This window comes from Candidatus Palauibacter irciniicola (genome assembly GCF_965208695.1).
GTDB lineage: Bacteria > Gemmatimonadota > Gemmatimonadetes > Palauibacterales > Palauibacteraceae > Palauibacter > Palauibacter irciniicola.
Map to the genome: position 1 here is coordinate 192,827 of NZ_OZ242352.1, position 17,685 is coordinate 210,511.

Here is a 17,685-nt window from a genome sequence, read left to right on the forward strand (position 1 = left end):
CTCAGCCGTAGGGCGCGAGCGCGTCGCGCAACGCCGCCATGTTCGCGGCGATGCCGGGTGCCCAACGGAAGACCGAGGAACCGGCCACGAACACCGACGCCCCCGCCGCGGCGCACACGGGGGCGGACGCGGGATCGATCCCCCCGTCCACCTGGATGGCCGGCGGCGCCAGCCCCCGATCCGCCGCCATCCGGAGCACCGTGGAGATCTTCGGCACCGCCTCGGCGATGAACTTCTGTCCCCCGAACCCCGGGTTCACCGTCATCACGAGGACGAGGTCCACGTAGCCCAGGACTTCCGACAGCGTCTCCGCCGGCGTGGCCGGGTTGAGCGCGACCCCGGCGTAGCAACCCAGCTCCCGGATCCGGTGCAGGTCGCCGTGCAGGTGGGCCGACACCTCCTGGTGGACCGTGAGCATGTCGGCGCCCGCCGCCGCGAACGGCTCGAGGAACTCGCCGGGGTTGTCGATCATCAGGTGCACGTCGAGGAACGAGTCGGACACCGCGCGCAACGACTCCAGCACCGGCAGCCCGATCGTGAGGTTGGGCACGAAGTGCCCGTCCATGACGTCGAGCTGGAACCACTCCGCGCCCGCCGCCTCCGCCTCGGCCACCTCCGCCCCCAGCCGCGCGTAATCCGCGGCGAGGATGGACGGGGCGATGACCATCCCCCCGGGCAACTCCCGATTCAGTCCGCGCTCAGTCACGATTTCATGCTCCCTCGCGATCCCATGCTCCCTGCGGTCTCCGCGGCGCCAAGGGCGTCAGATCAGGTGGAGCCGCTCGCCCACCTTCTTCAGGGCGGCGAGGGCGGCGTCGATGTGTTCGCGTTCGTGCGCGGCCGACAGCTGACAGCGGATCCGGGCCTCCCCGCGCGGGACCACCGGATACCCGAACCCGATGACGAACACGCCCTCGCGCAGCAGTTCGCGGCTGAGCCGGATCGCATCCGCCGTCTTCCCGATGATGACGGGGACGATGGGCGTGCCGCCGGGAATCGGCTTGTATCCGAGTTCGATCAACCCCTCGCGGTAATACTCCGTGTTGTCGCGGAGCCGGGCCACGAGTTCCGGATGCGTCTCCAGGTGCTCGATCGCGGCCATGGCCCCGGCCGCCGAGTGGCAGGGCAGGGCGTTGGTGAACAACTGGGTGCGCGACGCCTGAACGAGATAGTCGATCACGGCTTCGGAACTGGCCGTGAACCCGCCGGCCATGCCCCCGAGCGCCTTGCCGAGCGTCGACGTGACGATGTCGACCTCGCCGTGCATCCCGAAGTGCTCGGGCGTCCCCCGTCCCGTGTCGCCCAGCACCCCCGTCGCGTGCGAGTCGTCCACGGCCATGATCGCGTCGTAGCGGTCGCACAGTTCCCGGATCTCCGGGAGCGGCGCGATCTCGCCCTCCATCGAGAAGATGCCGTCGGTGATGACGAGCCGGTGGCGCGCGTCGCGGCTCGCCTCGAGGGCGTCGCGCAGCGAGCCCATGTCCATGTGGTCGTAGATGAACCGGCGCGCCTTGCAGAGGCGGATCCCGTCGATGATGCAGGCGTGGTTGAGCCGGTCCGAGATCAGGGCGTCATCCGCACCCAGGAGCGGCGCGAAGAGCCCCTCGTTCGCGTTCCACGCGGAGGTGTAGGTGAGGGAGGCCGGCGTCTCGAGGAAGTCCGCGATCTTCGCCTCGAGTTCGCGGTGAATGTCGAACGTCCCGCAGATGAAGCGCACCGAGGAGGTCCCCGCGCCGTACTCGTCCACTCCGTCCTTCACCGCCTGCATCACGGAGGGTTCGTCGCACAGGCCCAGGTAGTTGTTCGAGCACATGTTGATGGTCACGCCCAGGCCATCGATGTCCACGACGGGAGCCTGCCGCCCCATGATGTGCAGCAGTTCCTTGTGAACCCCATTCTCCCTCATCTCCCCGAGTTCGGAGACGAGGCGGTGCTCGAGGCCCCGGTTCACGTTCGACGTCATCCCATCCCGCTCCTCATACAGTGTCATGATCGCGCCGTCCCGCACTCGAATCGCTCAGGGGTAGAGATCGCCGACGCGCTTGTCGGTGGCCCACGCGGTATCCACACGGATTCTGGGGCGCGACCCCCAGTTGCCGCACGAGATGAAGCCTCGCAACCGCCCGCGGACATGGAGGACGCGGTCGGTCCCCGCCTCGCGAAGCTCGGGGCTGAGGCCGTCGAGCGCGAATACCCGCTGGCTGCCGATCCATCCGGGCCCGAACAGCCAGCACCCGGCCGCCTCGCGGATCGTCCCCTCGCCCCATGTGCGGATGCCGGAGAATCCTCCGCTGTCCGTCGCGACGAGCGTGCCGAGGTCGATGTCGGTCGCGGTGCGGATCCGGTAGCGCCCGGGCGTCTCCAGCGTGATGGGCCGTGCCTCGTAGAAGCTGACGTGCTGGGGCGCGCACATGGTGCGGAAGGTGCTCCGCCGGGCCGCGAGTTCGATCGAGGAGTCGGTGACCGCGAGCGTGGCGGTGTCCAGCCGGCCGCACTGGTCCTCGGACACGGGCCCGCCGAACTCGAAGGAAAAGGGCGCGCCCACCTCCACCGTCTCGGGATACGCGACCCAGGTGACGAGCGCCTCGCCGGCGGTGCCCTCCCCGATCCGCCAGCACCCGGCCGCCAGCAGCGCGGCGGCGGCGAAGGCCGGGACGACGGTGCCGGCGGCGCGCGCCACGGGGACCGAACGGCTAGTCCAGCATGAGGACGACCTTCGCCGCCTCGCCGGAATACATGGAGTCGAACCCTTCCTCGAAGCGGTCGAACGGGAGCCGGTGGGTGATCACCGGCTCGACGTCGAGGCGTCCCGACGCCAGGAAGTCCCGCATCTCGATCCACGTCCGGTACATGAGCCGCCCCACCACGCCGTACACGTGGAGACCCTTGAAGATGACGTCGCGCGCGAGGTCGACCTCCACCGGGTCCTTCGGCAGCCCCAGCAGCCGGACGTACCCTCCGTTGCGGCACATGCGGAACGCGGAGCGCACGCCCGCCGGGTGGCCGCTCATCTCGCACACCACGTGCGCCCCGTAGCCGTGCGTGAGGTCGGCGATCCGCGCCTCCACGTCGCCCTCCGCCGGGTCGAGGCAGTCGTGCGCGCCCATCCGCGCCGCGAGTTCCCGCCGCCCCTCGTGCGGCTCGACCGCGATGACCCTGGAGGCTCCCGCCGCGCGCGCGATCCCGACCGCGAACAGGCCGATCGGGCCGCAGCCGACCACGGCGACGACCCGTCCCGCCACATCCGTGTGCAGAACCGTGTGGAAAGCGTTGCCGAGCGGGTCGAACACCGCCGCCAGGTCGTCGTTGATGGAGTCGGGGACGTGGATGATGTTCGCCGCCGGGATGGAGACGTATTCCGCGAACGCGCCGTCCCGGTCGATGCCGATGATCCGGGTGTCCCGGCACACGTGCGCCTGCTCCGTGCCGCAGTACTCGCAGTGTCCGCAGACCAGGTGCCCTTCCGCCGAGACGCGGTCGCCGACCTCGATGTTCCGGACCAGCCGGCCGGTCTCGACGACCTCTCCCATGAATTCGTGGCCGAGCGTGACGGGCGGATTCACGCGATGCCGCGACCAGCGGTCCCATTGGTGAATGTGCAGGTCCGTGCCGCAGATCCCCGCCCGCCGCACCTTGACCAGCACGTCGCGGGAGCGAATCTCGGGCACCGGCGCGTCGCACAGCACGAGGCCGGGGGCCGGCCCGGGTTTGCGGATCGCTTTCATGGAGACGGAAGATGACTCCTGGTGACGTGTCGGGTGGCGCATGCCGGGTGGCGCACAATGTGCCGGAGGGTCTGACCGGGCGGCAAGCGCCGGGAACCCGGGGGGGCGGCCTTCCGTACGATGCTTCAGCGGGGGATTGCTGACCGCCGCGTGACGCCGTCCCGACGGCCTCGCGACCATTCTGGAGTCGGATCGAACCTGTGCGCACGACGACAAGGAAACGGCCGGACTGGCGATACCGGGTCGCGTCATCGCGCTCCCGCGGCCGGGAGCGGGCCGTGTGGTGGGGCGGGATGCTTGCCTCCGCGCTCCTGCACGCGCTCCTCCTCCTCGCGTGGGTGCGCCCGGCGCCCGAGTTCGAGCCGGCGGCCCGGCCCGGCGTGAATCCGGACCTCCCCGCCGGCGGGGGCGGCCTGAGGGCGCTCAGGGTTTCCATGCCCCGCAGGATCGAGATCCCTCCGCCGCCACGGCCCGTCCTCGCCGTCGACATGCCCGAGATCCAGGTCCGGGAGGCGGAGATCGAGGTGGCCTCCGAACTGCTCCCCGTCGGCGCGCCGGCGCCGTCGCCCGGGAGCGGGGCGGGGATCGGTGCCGGCGACGAGGGGACGGGCGGGGGCGAGGGCGACGGATACGTGTCCCCCGTGCCAAGGTCCGTCGTGCCGCACTGGGACCCCCCGAGCGCCGTCCGCGGCATGGAGGTGACGGTGCGCGTCTTCGTCGACGCGACCGGGCGTCCCGGTCTCGTCGAACTGGACCCCCCGACCCCGGACGAGGACTTCAACCGCGACATCATGCGCCAGGTTCGGGCGTGGGAATACCGGCCCGCGCTCCGCCACGGGACCCCCGTCGACGGCTGGGCCGAGATCACCTTCATCTTCTGACTTGATGGCCGGTTTGATGGCCGGTTGATCCGCTCCCCGATCCTCGGGCAGGAATCGGACCTGCTACGGGGGAGGTGAGGGGTGTGGGATCTGAATCGCGCGGAACGCAAGGCAATGGGCGCCGCGCTCGTGCTCGTCGGCGTGAGCCTCGTGACGCGCACCCTCCTCGCGCCCGACCCGGGCCGGCTTGAAGGTCTCGACGCGATCGACCCCGCGACGGATCTGGCGGGCATCGAGGGCGAGGTCGTCGCCGCCCTGACCCGGGAGCAGCGGGCGCAGACCCCGCTCGCCGATGGGGAACAGATCGATGTGAACCGCGCCCCGGCCGATGAGTTGCGCCGGCTGCCCGGCGTCGGTCCGAGCCTGGCGGAAGCTCTCATCGAGGAGCGGCAACGTGCTCCGTTCCGCGAAACCGCCGACCTGGAACGGGTCCGTGGAGTGGGAGAGGTCACCGCGCGCCGCCTCGAGCCGCATCTCCGCTTCGAGTCCGGAGCACCCCGCTCCGCTCCCGCTCCCGCCGCGCACCGCCCGGCCCTCCCTCCCGCCGCGCCGATGTCGGCGGGCTGTCCGCCCGGAGGCGCGCGGATCGATCTGAATCGAGCCGACCGCGCGCAACTCGAGAGCCTGTCCGGCATCGGACCCGCCCTCGCGGCCCGCATCATCGAGGACCGAAGCGAGAACGGCCCGTTCGAAACGCCCGAGGCCGTCACCCGCGTCCGGGGCATCGGCGCACGCTCCCTCGCGCGCTTCCGGGAACAGGTATGCGCGGGGACGCGGTGACGCCTTCCCCGGCCGCGGACACGCCGGCCCCGAAGCGGAAGCGGCCGGCGTCGGATCCGAGGGTCCTTCGTCTCATCCCGGCGGAGTTTGCGAGTCGGCATCTCGTGCTCCCGCTGCGGCGCACCGGCCGGACGCTCTCCGTCGCGATGGCGGACCCGTCCGACGCGACGCTCATCGACGACCTGCAGTTCCTCACCCAGTTCGAGATCGACGCCGTTGGAGTGGGAGAACACACGCTCCGCCAACGGATCGACCGGAGCTATGAAGCTGCCACGACACGTGGAGGCGGGCGCGCGGAGCAGGCGGCCGCGGCACCGCCGGCCGAAGCCGATTCGACCGAAGCGAGCGAGGAGCCGGCCGTCAGGCTCATCGATGACATCCTCGGCGATGCGGTACATCGCGGCGCCTCGGATATTCACTTCGAGCCGTACGAAACTGAACTGCGGGTCCGCTATCGCCTGGATGGGAGACTGCGCGAGATCTTGCGGCCGCCGTTCCGGCTGGCGGCGGCCCTGACGTCTCGGCTCAAGATCCTGGCGGACCTGGACATCGCGGAGCGCCGGATTCCCCAGGACGGCCGGATCCGGATGCCGGTCGCCGAACGGGTCATCGACTTCCGGGTCTCCACGCTTCCCACGCTGTTCGGTGAGAAGGTCGTCCTCCGAATCCTCGACAGGGAGCGGCAGGCCTTCGACCTCGAGTCGTTCGGGATGGAGACGCGCGCGGAGCGCGAACTGCTCGCGGCGATCGCGCAGACATCGGGCATGGTTCTCGTCACGGGCCCCACGGGATCCGGGAAGACCACGACGCTCTACAGCGCACTCGCGAGACTCAATACGCCCGAGGCGAACATCATGACCGCCGAGGATCCCGTCGAGTACAGTATCGAAGGCATCAACCAGGTTCAGGTACGCCCGAAGATCGGTCTCACCTTCGCCACGACGCTTCGCGCCTTCCTGCGGCAGGACCCCAACATTCTCATGGTGGGCGAGATCCGCGACCGCGAGACGGGCGGCATCGCCGTGAAGGCGGCACTCACCGGCCATCTCGTGCTCTCCACCCTCCACACCAATGACGCCGCTTCGACCGCGACGCGACTCGTGGACATGGGGATCGAGGCGTTCAACGTGGCCGTCGCCGTCAAGGTCATCACCGCCCAGCGGCTCGTCGGCCGGATCTGTCCCGACTGCAGGGTCGAGGCGAGCTACGCCCCCGAGATCCTGAATTCGGTGGGACTGGAAGCGGGCAGACGCGACGCGGACGCCTTCTACCGCGGCGCGGGCTGCGATTCGTGCGACGGGTCGGGGTACTCGGGCCGTCACGGCCTTTATGAAGTCCTTCCGATGTCTCCCGCGATCCGCCGACTCGTCCTGGCGGGCGCATCGTCGGAGGAGATCGAGCGCTGCGCCGTCGACGAGGGAATGATCACCCTGCGGCAGGACGGGTTCGCCAAGGCGCGAAGGGGGATCGCGACGCTCGAAGACGTGCTCAGGGAGACGCCGGCGTAGGCCGGGCCGGATGGACGCGCGTCTGGTGGAACTGCTGAGCGAGATGGTCGAGCGGGGAGCGTCCGACCTGCACCTCACGGCGGGCGAACGCCCGAAGCTGCGGATCGACGGCAACCTCACGGACAGTCGCGCGGAGGGCGCGCTGGATCCCGAGGATACCGAAGCTCTCGGCCGTTCGATGCTCTCGAAGGAACAGCGCGAGCGCTTCGCGGGCGAGCCCGACTTCGATTTCGGCTTCGCGATCCCCGGCCTCTCCCGCTTCCGCGCGAACCTGTTCCGGCAGCGGGGGAGCGTGGCGTGCGCCATCCGCCGCGTGCCCGTCGATATCCCGAGTCTGCGCGAACTCGGCGTACCTTCGGTCGTCGGTCGGCTGGCGGACAAACCGCGCGGGCTCGTGCTGGTGACGGGGCCCACCGGCTCGGGAAAGTCGACGACGCTGGCGGCGATGGTGGACCGCATCAACACGGCCCGCGCGGGCCACATCGTCACGATCGAAGATCCGATCGAATTCGTACATCCGCACAAACGCTGCATCGTGAACCAGCGCGAGATCGGGCAGGACACGCCGAATTTCGCCAGCGCGCTCCGCTACGCCCTGCGCCAGGACCCGGACGTGATTCTCATCGGGGAGTTGCGGGATCCCGAGACGATTCAAGCCGCGCTCACGGTCGCGGAGACCGGACACCTCGCGCTCGGCACGCTGCATACGCGTTCGGCGGCGGAGTCCATCCACCGGATCATCGATGCCTTCGCGGCCCACCGGCAGGAGCAGGTGCGCGCCCAGTTCGCCCACGTCTTCGAGGGGGTCATCACCCAGACGCTGCTTCGCCGCGCGCGGGGCGGCGGTCGCGTCGTCGCCTGCGAGATCCTGGTCGCGACGCCCGCGGTCCGGGCTTTGATCCGGGAGGCGAAGGTTCATCAGATCCATTCCGCGATGCAGGCCGCGCGCAGGTTCGGCATGCGGACGCTCAACGACGCGCTCCACCAGCTCTATGTCCGGCGGCAGGTGGACTTCGACGAATGCCTCCGGATCACCTCCGATCCCGCCGAATTCCGTCGCATGGCGAGTACGACGCCCGCGCCGGACGGATCCGCTCGGTGACGGAGTCGACGTGAGGAGAGCAGTGGCGACCGGCCGCCGGCGATGGCGCGGGGTGGATGATGTGGGGGCTGGCGGTCGGTCCACCTCTCCCCCGGTCGAGAGCCCGTGACGTCTGTCGCAGCGGACGCGGGCCGGCGCGCGTGGCGCCGCATCTTCGCACCGTCGGTACGGGTGAAGACGCGTGATCTCGTCCTCTTCACGCGACAGTTCTCCGTGATGATCAGCGCCGGGTTGCCGCTCACCCGGACGCTCGAGACCCTCGCGCTCCAGGCGGACAACGCCGCGCTTCGGCGGGTGGCCCGCGACACGCTGCGCGATGTCGAGGCCGGGAACACGCTGGCCGGCGCGCTCGGCAGGCACCCCCGCGTCTTCACGCAGCTCTACGTGAACATGGTCCATGCGGGCGAATCCGGGAGCAGACTGGACGGGATTCTCGACCGCCTGGCCACCTTCCTCGAGAAGAGCGAAGAGATCCGTCGAAAGGTGAAGGGCGCCATGCTCTATCCCGCCGTCGTGCTCGCGGTGGCCATGGCTGTCGTCGCGACGCTCCTCCTCTTTGTGATCCCGACGTTCGAGACGGTGTTCGCGAGCTTTGATGCGACGCTCCCCCTCCCGACCCGCGCGGTCATCGGTCTGTCGGGGATGGTCCAGAAGTGGTGGTGGGCGCTGCTCGCCGTGGCGGGCGGCGCGGTCCTGATGCTGCGCCGCTGGATCGCGACGGACGCGGGCCGGCGGCGCTTCGACCGTACCCTGCTGCAACTTCCGGTTCTCGGATCGCTGATCCGGAAAGCGGCGGTGTCCCGCGTCACGCGGACGCTGGGAACGCTGCTCTCGTCGGGCGTTCCGATTCTCGAGGGACTCGAGATCACGGCGCGGACCGCGGGGAACCGCGTGATCGAGGACGCGATACAGGCGAGTCGGACCGCCATCCGGCGGGGTGACTCCATCGCGCGGCCGCTGCGCGAAACGCGGGCCTTCCCACCCATGGTGGCCCGAATGATCCATGTCGGAGAAGAGACCGGAGACCTCGATGGGATGCTGGCCCGGATCGCCGACTTCTACGACGACGAAGTCGATGCCGGCGCGGAGAGTCTGCTGAGAATACTGGAGCCCGTCCTCATCGTGATCCTCGGAGGCCTCGTCGGCGGGATGATCATCGCCATGTACCTCCCCATCTTCGAACTCATCAACGCGATCCAGTGACGCGGCCGGGGCCCTCGCCGGCCGCGGATCGCCGCGGCTTGCGGGGCTTCCCCCGGTTCCTCTTCTTGGCGCATGTCCGCGAGCACAAACGACGACGACACGATCCCCCGCCAGACGGCTCCCTGCGTGCAGGATCTCCTCCGCCAGTCCGTCGAAGCGGCCTTCGAGCGGTACGGACGCGCGGCGGCGGACCGGCGCGTGGGAGGGGACCGCTGGCTTCGCTTCGAGGCTCCCAACTGGACGCTGCGCCTGAGAGCCAGGCCGGATCGGATCGGCGGGCCGGCCCTCGTCCGGTCGTGGACGGCCGTCTTCGCGGAAGGATTCGACACGGTGCCGAAGGCGTTGCGTGCACTGGGATTGCCGCCTCCCGAGCCGTCGGCCGGGACACAGGAGATCCGCCGCCCGCTGCGCGACGGCGCCGGACGGGTGCATTCGCTGACCCTGTCGGTGCGGCACGGTCGAATCCGTGCCGCGACCGGCTTCGATGAACCGCCCGACTGGGACGTTGAGACCCCGTTGCTGGATGATGTCTAATTGTGGGGTAACCGTCCGCGGTCACCGGCGCCCCGCCGGAACCGCGGCCCGAGCAGCCCCACCGGAGGTGCTGCCGGAGGATCCAACCCGGGCGGAAGTGAGGAGAGGGATGAGGAGAACGACGAGGAGTGGTGCGGAGGGGTTCACGCTGATCGAGTTGCTGATCGTGGTCGTCATCATCGGCATTCTCGCGGCGATCGCGATTCCGCAGTTCACGAGCACGAAGGAGAAGGCGTTCGACGCCGCCGCGCAGAGCGACATTCGCAACCTGATGACGGCCGAGGAAGCGTACTTCTTCAACCACCAGGCGTATGCCGCGATCGCCGTGGCCGCGGGAGGAGCGGGGGACCTGGACGGCGACGGCACTCCGGATTTCCAGGCCAGCACGAACGTCGCGCTGACGGTGACGGCGTATCTGGACGGCTACCAGATCACGGCGAAACACGCATCCTCGCCGAACACGTGGTGCGTCAATTCGTCGGCCGGCAACGCCTCGGGAGCCGTCGGACAGATCATCGAGGCTACCAGTTGCTAACAGCCGTTGATGCGCCGTTGACACGGGGGACCATGCTTACGGAAACAGTCGGCAACGCTCATTCAGGAAGAGGGAGCACCCCGTGCAGCAAGACGGATCACGTAGACCGCCCGGACCGCACGCAGGGCGGAGTGGGTTCAGTCTGGTGGAGGTCGCGGTCGCGCTGGCGGTCGCAGGATTGGCCGCGACCTTCATCATCTCTCGCGAACCCCTCGCCCGTTTCAGCCTGACGCGAGCCGCCCGCGTGGCGGAGTCGCAACTCACGCTGGCACGTCTCCACGCCGTGGCGACCCATGTGCCGACTGCGGTGACACTCGTGGGGACCCGGCTCGAAGTATCGCGGCGGGGAGGGTCGCTGCTGTCTCGCGTCGACCTCGGGAGACACGTTCTCGGTCGGCTCGACTCGCTGCGGTTGCAGCCCTCAACTCTCCGTTTCAACGCGCGGGGACACGGATCCCCCGGCAACGTCTACCTGTATCGTGGCGAGCGAGGCATTCGGCTGGTGTCGAACTTCGTGGGCCAGGTTCGCACGGAGACTTTTCAACATTGAAGACCGCGGGCTTCAGTCTGGTCGAGGTGCTGCTGGCCATCGTCGTGACGTCCGTCGGAGTCCTTGGCGCGGCGGGCGTAGTGCTCGGGGTCGGTTCGCAGGCGCTCCGTGCGGCGTGGGAAACGGAGCACGCCCTCGCGGGTCGAAACGCCGTGGAGTCGCTTGTGCGGGCCGGACATGCCGCCGCGGCTTCCCGCACGAGCGCTGCCGACATCGGCGGACGTCGATTCGATGTGTCGCTCGATGTGACCGCACGGTCGCCGCGGCTCAAGCACGCGCGAGTGACGGTGTCGCTGCCGCCGGCCCCGGAGGCGGAGCTCGAGATCGTCCTGTCGCGCCCTCGCCCGCTGCCCGCGGCGCCATGAGCGTGCCACGCCGCCTCGCGCCGGCCGGGGCCTGCCGCCAGGAGGGGTTCACGCTCGCCGAGATGCTGGTCGCGCTGACAGGGGCCGGTCTGCTCATCGGCTTGCTCATCGGACTGCTGGGGAGTCAGAGCGCCTTCCATCTGCGTAATGAGGACACGATCCAGGCCTCGCAGATCGCGCGCGCTCTGTCTGATGGGCTGGGACCGGAGATCCGCGCCGCCGGGCCGGGCGACCTGCTGCTTGCGACACCCGACACGGTGTCCATCCGCGTGGACGTGTTGAGGGCCGTCGTATGTGGTACGGCGAGCGGCGGCTCCGTCGATCTCTTCGCCTACGATTCGATCGCCGCAAACCTTCAGTCCGGGTGGCGCGGCACGGCGCTTTCCGGACCGTACTCGGCGGCCTGGGTCTACACGGACGGACTTACGCCCGTTTCCGGTGTTTCGGCGGCGGCGGAGGCCGCTTGCCGGGCGGCCGGGGCGGATCCGGCGAACCGGATGCCGACCCGGTGGTTCCGTCGCGCGAGCGGCTGGAGCGGAGGCCTCGCCCCGATGCCCGAGCCCGGCTCGCTCGCCCGCATCTACGGGCGCCTCACCTACGCCATCCACCGATCCGCTTCCGGGTCGGCGACGGTGTCTATCCGGCGCAACGGCCAGGAGTTCGTATCCCCACTCGAGCCCGGCGCGGCGTTCGAGTACCGGTTGTCGAGCGGCGCGATCCAGGCCCGCGTATCGACCGGGGCTCTTTCCCGCGTGCGCGAGGTCCGGCTGACCGGTACGGCCATCGGCCGAAACGGGCGCGCCGGGGGTCGGCGGGTCGTCTACGCGATGTCGCTCCGAAACTGACACATGGGGCGATTCGGATTGCGGCGCCGGAAAGCGACCGTCGGACTCGATATCGGCAGCGGCTTCAGCAAGGCCGCGGTGATCGAGCATGGCGAAAACGGGCCGCGCCTGACCGCCCTCGCGACCGCTGCCAACGAGCCGGACGCCGTGCGCGGTGGCACGATCCGGGAGCCGGAGCGCGTCGCCGACACGCTTTCCTCGATGTTCAGGCGGGAGCGAATCAAGCCCCACGATGTCGTCATCGGCATCGGCGGGCGCGACGTCCTGAGCAAGGTGATCGAAATCGACCGGATGGATGAGGCGGAGGCCCGCGCCGTGATGCCGTGGGAAGCCGAGCAGCACGTCCCCTTCGACATGAAGAACGTGGAACTGGACTTCGCGATCATCGATCCGAAGGGCGAAGGCTCGACGATGACCGTGTTGCTGGCGGCGGCGAAGCGCGACGTCGTCCAGACGCGGGTCGCACTCCTGCGGCGGGCCGACCTGAACCCCACGGTCATCGACGTGGAAGCCCTGGCCCTTCGCAACGCCTTCGAGGCGAACCATCCGACCGCCATGAAGGGTGTGACCGTGCTGGTCGACATCGGGGTCCAGTCGACGGCCATACACCTGCTCCGAAACGGACTTCCCCTGCTGACCCGGGAACTGGCCATCGGCGCTCCGACCGCGAACGAGCTGGACGAGTGCGCCCGCCGGATCGCGCGCGGCATCGACCGGGCGGGGGCGTTCGTAGAGACGGGACCGGGGATCGCACGCGCCTACCTGTGCGGGGGAGGAGCCACGGCGTCCGGACTGGTCGAGATCCTCGCAGATACAACCGGCGTCGAAACGCGCCTCGCGAGTGCGTTCGAACGCATCGAGGTTGCGCCCGATGTCGCGGACCGGGCAGACCTGGGCTCGGTGGCGCCGCTGCTCATGCTCTCGGTCGGGCTGGCCCTCAGGTCCCCGGTCCGGGGTGCCTGACCGTGGAGAGGCGGGAACGGCCATGATCGAGATCAACCTTCTGCCCGACTCCCCGCGTGCGCGGCAAGGGTTCGTGACCGACGAGACTGCCGGGAGCGTCCTCCGCATCGACGTTTGGGGTGTCGCACTGCTGATTTCGGCGCTGACGATCCTGCCGGGCACGGCCGCGCTGTGGTGGCTGCAGCGGACCGAAGCCCGGGAACTCGGGGCGCGTCTCGAAGCGGTCGTGGCGGACTCGGCGCGGCTCGCCGAGCTCCGGGCCGCAAGTGACAGTCTGACGGAAAGGTCTCGCGAGATCCGCGAGCGTGTCGCACTGGTCGAACAGCTGGACCGAGACCGGTTCGCGTGGCCGCACCTGATGGACGAAATCAGCCGCGCGCTCCCGCCCCCGGCCTGGCTGACTTCGCTGCGTCAACTGTCGGCGCCGCCCGACCTTGCGGTCGAACTCCAGGGCGTTGCGGGCAATCCGCTCGCGATCACGGAGTTCGTCCGAGGCCTGGGGATGTCGAACCACATCGCCGATGTGAAGATCATCGGAAGCCAGCAGCAGGGGTCCGATTCCGATCAGGGCTCCCGGCAGGCCTTCACCCTCGTGCTTCGGTTCGCCCATGCCCCCGCCCTGCGGCGGGTCGAGCCCACCTGACCGTGCTGCCCAGGGATCCCCGCGCTCAGTACCGGGTGCTTGGGCTCGTACTCCTGCTGGGCTGCGGGACGGCCTTCCAGCTGCGCTTCTGGAACCCGCGCAAGGCGGAACTGGCCGCGTTGGCGGAGCGGGTGGAGCGGGCCGAGCGGGTTAACGCGATCGCCGAGCTGGGTGACGGCACCCTGGATGCGATGCGCGAGGATCTCGCGCTCGGTGAACGGCAACTCGCGGAGCTGCAACGGCTTGTTCCGCGAGAGGGTGAGGTCGAGGCCATCTATGAAGCCATCGCGGCCGAAACGCAGTCGCTGGGCCTCGAACTCGTCCACGCACTGCCCGCCGATCCCGTGGTCGACTCCACCGGGTACTTCGTGCGGCAGCAGTGGGCGCTTCAGGTCGAGGGGGCCTACCACGATGTCGGGACGCTCCTGACGCGAATCGCCGGCTTCGCCCGCCTCGTCCGGCCCGAGGTCGACGAGATCGTCCCTTCCCGGATCGCCGACTCGGGGCGGCAACTCGTACACGTCCGCTTCAGCCTCGAGACCTTCGTGCTGCCGCCCGAGGACACCCCTTCGCCGGAGGCAAGATGAATCGCCTGACTCTTGCCGCGGTGCTCGCCGCGACGTGCGGGACCGGGCCGTGGGAGGTCGCGGCACAGACGCGACCGCCGATCTACGAGCGGGAGGTCTTCACCTACCCCGCCTTCGACCGCCGCGACCCGTTCCAGCCGCTTCACCTCGACACGCGGGCGGGGCCCCGTTTCGGCGACCTTGCGCTGGTCGGCGTGCTGTACACCCCGCAACTCGGAAGCGTGGCGATTCTGATCGATCGAACGACCGGGCGGCGCTACCGTGCCCGCGAACGCGACAACATCGGCGCGGCCCGGGTCTTACAAATCCGTACGGAGGAGGTGGATTTCGTGATCACGAGCTTCGGGGTCAGCCGTCGCGAGACGCTGCGCGTACGGCGCGAACGGGGGACAGGAGCATGATCTCGCGCATCATTCTCCCCTTCGCCGTAGCGCTTGCGGCGACGCCCGCAGCCGATATGCGGGAAGTGAGGATCGCGCCGGAGGGGACGGACACCGAGATCACGGTGGTCCTCGACGGACCGGCCACGCACCGCCACATGATGCTCACCAACCCGCCGCGGCTGCTCCTGGACATCAGGGGGGCGAATGCGGGACTGGCGCAGGGCCGCTACAACCGGATCGACCGCGGCGGAGTGCTCGGCCTGCGTTCAACCCAGTTCCGGCCCGAGACGATACGGCTCGTGTTCGACCTCGATCGGCAAGTCGCCTACCGCGTCGCCGCGGACTCCGGAGCGATTCGCGTGACCTTCCGCAACCCCGGGCCGCCATTTCCGGCCTGGTCCACGACGGATGTTCCGGAGGCTTCCGAGACGGAGGTCCAGGGTGTTGCCGCACCGCTGCCCGTCGTGCCGGAGACCGAACCGCGCATCTCGGTGGTGTACGACAGCGCCAGCATGCTCGACGTCCTCGCCGGGTTCTCCGAGTTCGCGGACATCTCCGTCGTCCCGAACGGGGATGTCGCGTCCGTCATCGTTCGAGGCATCGACATCCGCGACCAGCCGTGGGACGTGGCGCTCAACGCGATCCTGTCGGCCCAGAACCTCGGCTGGCACCGGACCGAGAGCGGAATCATCGTCGTGGACTGGCTGGAGAACCTCCAGGCGCGGGATCAACTGCTCAGCGAGACGCGCGTGATCCGGGTCAACTACGCGCGGGCGGATTCCGTGGCCGAGACGCTCCGACACCTGGCCACGCCCAACCGCGGCCAGGTCGTGTCTTTCTCGGGCAGCAACACCGTCATTGTGACCGACGCACCGTCCGTCGTCGCGCGGATGGATACGATCATCGCGGCGCTGGACCGGCGGCTCCCCCAGGTCGCGATCGAGGCGAAGATCGTGTTCGTCGATCGGACGGACGTGCAGCAACTGGGGATCGTGTACGACCTCAAGGAGCGGAACGGCGACGTCGTGGAGCAGGGCCTCAACGACTTCATCGCGGTGCCCGATCCCAACGCGCCGCCCCAACTCGTGGATGTGGACGGCGACGGCACCGTCGATCAGGGGTTTGTCCGGCGGACGAACGAAACGCTCGTGAGCCTGGGAGGTTCCGCGGTCGCGGCGTTGGCGAACGCGAACGATCGTCCGATCGGGCCCGCCCTCCAGATTCTGACGGCCGTGGCGTTCGGGGAGTTCTCCCTCTTCTCGTTCCTCGAAGCGCTCGAGTCCCACCAGTTGTCGGACGTCCAGGCGGCGCCCTCGATCCAGGTCGTGGACCACGCGCACGCAAGGATCCAGGTCGGCGAACGCACCCCGATCCGGGTCCTGGAGCCGGGAGCCCAGACCGAGTCCGCGCGGGTCAATGTCGACTTCGAGGACACGGGGATCATTCTGGATGTCGTGCCGCACGTGACGAACAACGACCAGATCCGGCTGGAACTGATGGCCGAACGGTCCGGTCTGAAGCTCGGACTCTCGGATGTGGGCTTCGTGTTCGAGAAGCAGATTGGTGAGACGACACTGCTGCTCGATGACGGCGAGACCGCCGTGATCGGCGGGCTCACGCTGAGCGAGGTGAGCCGGAGCCGCAGCGGGATTCCCGGGCTGATGAACCTCCCGCTGATCGGAAATCTGTTCCGAAGCACCAAGGAGAACGAAGTGAAGCAGGACCTCATTATCCTCGTCACGCCCCACATCGTCCGGCGCCGGCCCGGGGGTCGCTAGGAGGGCGGCAGGTTGCGGCTCCCGCCCTCGGCGCATCCTTTTCCCGCCGTTGGAACGGCCGTTCGATGAGGAGAGGTCCACGCGATGTTCACGCGATGAGGACGGAATGCTGAGGTGTCTGAGGTTGACCACGGCGGGCGAAACGCACGGCCCCGCCGTGGTCGCCGTGCTGGAGGGGATCCCCGCCGGATTGGCGCTCGCGCCCGACGATATCGCGCGGGAGCTGGCGCGCCGGCAGGGCGGGCACGGCCGCGGGGGCCGCATGAAGATCGAGAAGGACGTGGGCGAGATCTTCGGCGGCGTCCGCCTCGGGGAGACGCTGGGGGCTCCGGTCGCGATCCGGATCCCCAACCGCGACTTCAGGAACTGGGGCGCGGCGATGGCGGTCGAGGCGCCGGAGGTGGACGACGACGAACTCCTGCGCCGGGTGTACCTGCCGCGGCCGGGACACGCCGACCTCGCGGGGATGCTCAAGTACGGACGGAAGGACGCCCGCGACATCCTCGAGCGGGCGAGCGCGCGGGAGACCGCCGCGCGCGTCGCCGCCGGGGCCGTCGCCAAGCGGTTGCTGGGCGAGTTCGGCGTGCGCGTCGAGAGTCACGTGGTGTCGATCGGTCCGGCGGAGGTGCCGCCCGGGTTGCCGCTGCCGGAGGATCTGCTCGCCGTGGCCGACGCGTCGCCCGTGCGCTGCATCGACCCCGATGCGACCGCCGCGATGGTCGACGCGATCGATGCGGCCCGTCGCGCCGGCGACTCGCTGGGAGGCGTGTTCGAGGTCGTCGCGCGTGGCGTGCCCGTGGGCCTCGGGAGCCACGTCACGTGGGAGACCCGCCTCGGCGGTCGCATCGGTGGCGCGATGATGTCGATCCACGCGATGAAGGGCGTCGAGATCGGAATGGGATTCGAAGCCGCGCGTCACCGGGGGTCCGATGTCCACGACGAGATCGAAAGGGACCCGGCGCGTGGCGGGAGCGGAGGCTACAGGCGGCGGCGGAACAACGCCGGAGGCCTGGAAGGCGGCATGACGACGGGAGGCGACATCGTCGCCCGCGTGGCGATGAAGCCGCTCAGTTCGCTGCGCCGCCCTCTGGACAGCGTGGACACCCGGACCGGAGAACCCGCCAAGGCGGTCCTCGAGCGGAGCGACGTGTGCGCGGTGCCCGCCGCCGGGATCGTCGGGGAGGCGATGATGGCGCTGGTGCTGGCGGACGCGTGGATCGAGAAGTTCGGCGGCGACAGCCTCGCGGAGATGCGGTCCAACGTGGAGAGCTACCTCGCCCGGGTCGGGACGTGACGTGTCGAG

20 protein-coding genes are annotated in these 17,685 nt (G+C 69.5%); 16 read left to right on the plus strand and 4 right to left on the minus strand.

What is annotated here, in order from left to right:
- Position 1: 1 nt before the first annotated feature.
- The 4 genes from rpe to tdh form a co-directional block, all read right to left on the minus strand.
- Positions 2-667, minus strand: coding sequence for a ribulose-phosphate 3-epimerase (gene rpe, locus ACOGI9_RS00845; protein WP_419859306.1), 666 nt, complete (start codon positions 665-667; stop codon positions 2-4).
- A 96-nt stretch (positions 668-763) separates the two neighbouring features.
- Complete coding sequence (locus ACOGI9_RS00850) at positions 764-1,990, minus strand: glycine C-acetyltransferase (protein ID WP_419858027.1); 1,227 nt, start codon at positions 1,988-1,990, stop codon at positions 764-766.
- Between the two features lie 27 nt (positions 1,991-2,017).
- Positions 2,018-2,680: a hypothetical protein gene (locus ACOGI9_RS00855; RefSeq protein WP_419858028.1), complete on the minus strand. Its 663-nt coding sequence runs from the start codon at positions 2,678-2,680 to the stop codon at positions 2,018-2,020.
- A 13-nt stretch (positions 2,681-2,693) separates the two neighbouring features.
- On the minus strand, positions 2,694-3,725 hold the full coding sequence (gene tdh, locus ACOGI9_RS00860; protein WP_419858029.1) for an L-threonine 3-dehydrogenase: 1,032 nt from the start codon (positions 3,723-3,725) through the stop codon (positions 2,694-2,696).
- Positions 3,726-3,925: 200 nt separating this feature from the next.
- Between tdh and ACOGI9_RS00865 the strand changes: the two genes are divergently transcribed.
- The 16 genes from ACOGI9_RS00865 (at position 3,926) to aroC (ending at position 17,676) form a co-directional block, all read left to right on the plus strand.
- Positions 3,926-4,606 (plus strand): energy transducer TonB family protein, encoded by a 681-nt coding sequence (locus ACOGI9_RS00865; RefSeq protein ID WP_419858030.1) that lies wholly within the window; start codon positions 3,926-3,928, stop codon positions 4,604-4,606.
- Between the two features lie 81 nt (positions 4,607-4,687).
- Positions 4,688-5,386 (plus strand): ComEA family DNA-binding protein, encoded by a 699-nt coding sequence (locus tag ACOGI9_RS00870; RefSeq protein ID WP_419858031.1) that lies wholly within the window; start codon positions 4,688-4,690, stop codon positions 5,384-5,386.
- The gene (locus tag ACOGI9_RS00875) at positions 5,368-6,894 is read left to right on the plus strand and encodes a GspE/PulE family protein (RefSeq protein WP_419858032.1); all 1,527 of its coding nucleotides are present in this window, start codon (positions 5,368-5,370) and stop codon (positions 6,892-6,894) included. Before ACOGI9_RS00870 ends, ACOGI9_RS00875 begins: the two co-directional genes overlap by 19 nt.
- 10 nt (positions 6,895-6,904) lie before the next feature.
- Entirely contained in the window at positions 6,905-7,996 is a 1,092-nt protein-coding gene (locus tag ACOGI9_RS00880) for a type IV pilus twitching motility protein PilT (protein WP_419858033.1), read from the plus strand.
- A gap of 171 nt (positions 7,997-8,167) precedes the next feature.
- A complete protein-coding gene (locus ACOGI9_RS00885; protein ID WP_419858034.1) occupies positions 8,168-9,199 on the plus strand; it encodes a type II secretion system F family protein in 1,032 nt (343 codons plus the stop codon).
- A gap of 72 nt (positions 9,200-9,271) precedes the next feature.
- On the plus strand, positions 9,272-9,733 hold the full coding sequence (locus ACOGI9_RS00890) for a hypothetical protein (RefSeq protein WP_419858035.1): 462 nt from the start codon (positions 9,272-9,274) through the stop codon (positions 9,731-9,733).
- Positions 9,734-9,842: 109 nt separating this feature from the next.
- Positions 9,843-10,268, plus strand: a complete 426-nt coding sequence (locus tag ACOGI9_RS00895; protein WP_419858036.1) for a type IV pilin protein — start codon at positions 9,843-9,845, stop codon at positions 10,266-10,268.
- Between the two features lie 82 nt (positions 10,269-10,350).
- Positions 10,351-10,818 (plus strand): prepilin-type N-terminal cleavage/methylation domain-containing protein, encoded by a 468-nt coding sequence (locus ACOGI9_RS00900; protein WP_419858037.1) that lies wholly within the window; start codon positions 10,351-10,353, stop codon positions 10,816-10,818.
- The gene (locus tag ACOGI9_RS00905) at positions 10,815-11,183 is read left to right on the plus strand and encodes a type IV pilus modification PilV family protein (RefSeq protein ID WP_419858038.1); all 369 of its coding nucleotides are present in this window, start codon (positions 10,815-10,817) and stop codon (positions 11,181-11,183) included. Before ACOGI9_RS00900 ends, ACOGI9_RS00905 begins: the two co-directional genes overlap by 4 nt.
- Positions 11,180-12,028 carry a hypothetical protein gene (locus tag ACOGI9_RS00910; protein WP_419858039.1) on the plus strand — a complete coding sequence of 283 codons (849 nt, stop codon included), beginning with the start codon at positions 11,180-11,182 and terminating at the stop codon, positions 12,026-12,028. Before ACOGI9_RS00905 ends, ACOGI9_RS00910 begins: the two co-directional genes overlap by 4 nt.
- Before the next feature lie 3 nt (positions 12,029-12,031).
- Complete coding sequence (gene pilM / locus ACOGI9_RS00915) at positions 12,032-12,991, plus strand: type IV pilus biogenesis protein PilM (RefSeq protein ID WP_419858040.1); 960 nt, start codon at positions 12,032-12,034, stop codon at positions 12,989-12,991.
- 22 nt (positions 12,992-13,013) lie between these two features.
- Entirely contained in the window at positions 13,014-13,634 is a 621-nt protein-coding gene (locus ACOGI9_RS00920; RefSeq protein ID WP_419858041.1) for a PilN domain-containing protein, read from the plus strand.
- Positions 13,635-13,636: 2 nt separating this feature from the next.
- Positions 13,637-14,221, plus strand: a complete 585-nt coding sequence (gene pilO / locus ACOGI9_RS00925; protein WP_419858042.1) for a type 4a pilus biogenesis protein PilO — start codon at positions 13,637-13,639, stop codon at positions 14,219-14,221.
- On the plus strand, positions 14,218-14,622 hold the full coding sequence (locus tag ACOGI9_RS00930; RefSeq protein WP_419858043.1) for a hypothetical protein: 405 nt from the start codon (positions 14,218-14,220) through the stop codon (positions 14,620-14,622). Before pilO ends, ACOGI9_RS00930 begins: the two co-directional genes overlap by 4 nt.
- Positions 14,619-16,382, plus strand: coding sequence for an AMIN domain-containing protein (locus tag ACOGI9_RS00935; RefSeq protein WP_419858044.1), 1,764 nt, complete (start codon positions 14,619-14,621; stop codon positions 16,380-16,382). The genes ACOGI9_RS00930 and ACOGI9_RS00935 overlap by 4 nt, the downstream gene beginning before the upstream one ends.
- Before the next feature lie 124 nt (positions 16,383-16,506).
- Complete coding sequence (aroC, locus tag ACOGI9_RS00940; RefSeq protein ID WP_419858045.1) at positions 16,507-17,676, plus strand: chorismate synthase; 1,170 nt, start codon at positions 16,507-16,509, stop codon at positions 17,674-17,676.
- The last annotated feature ends 9 nt before the right edge of the window (positions 17,677-17,685 follow it).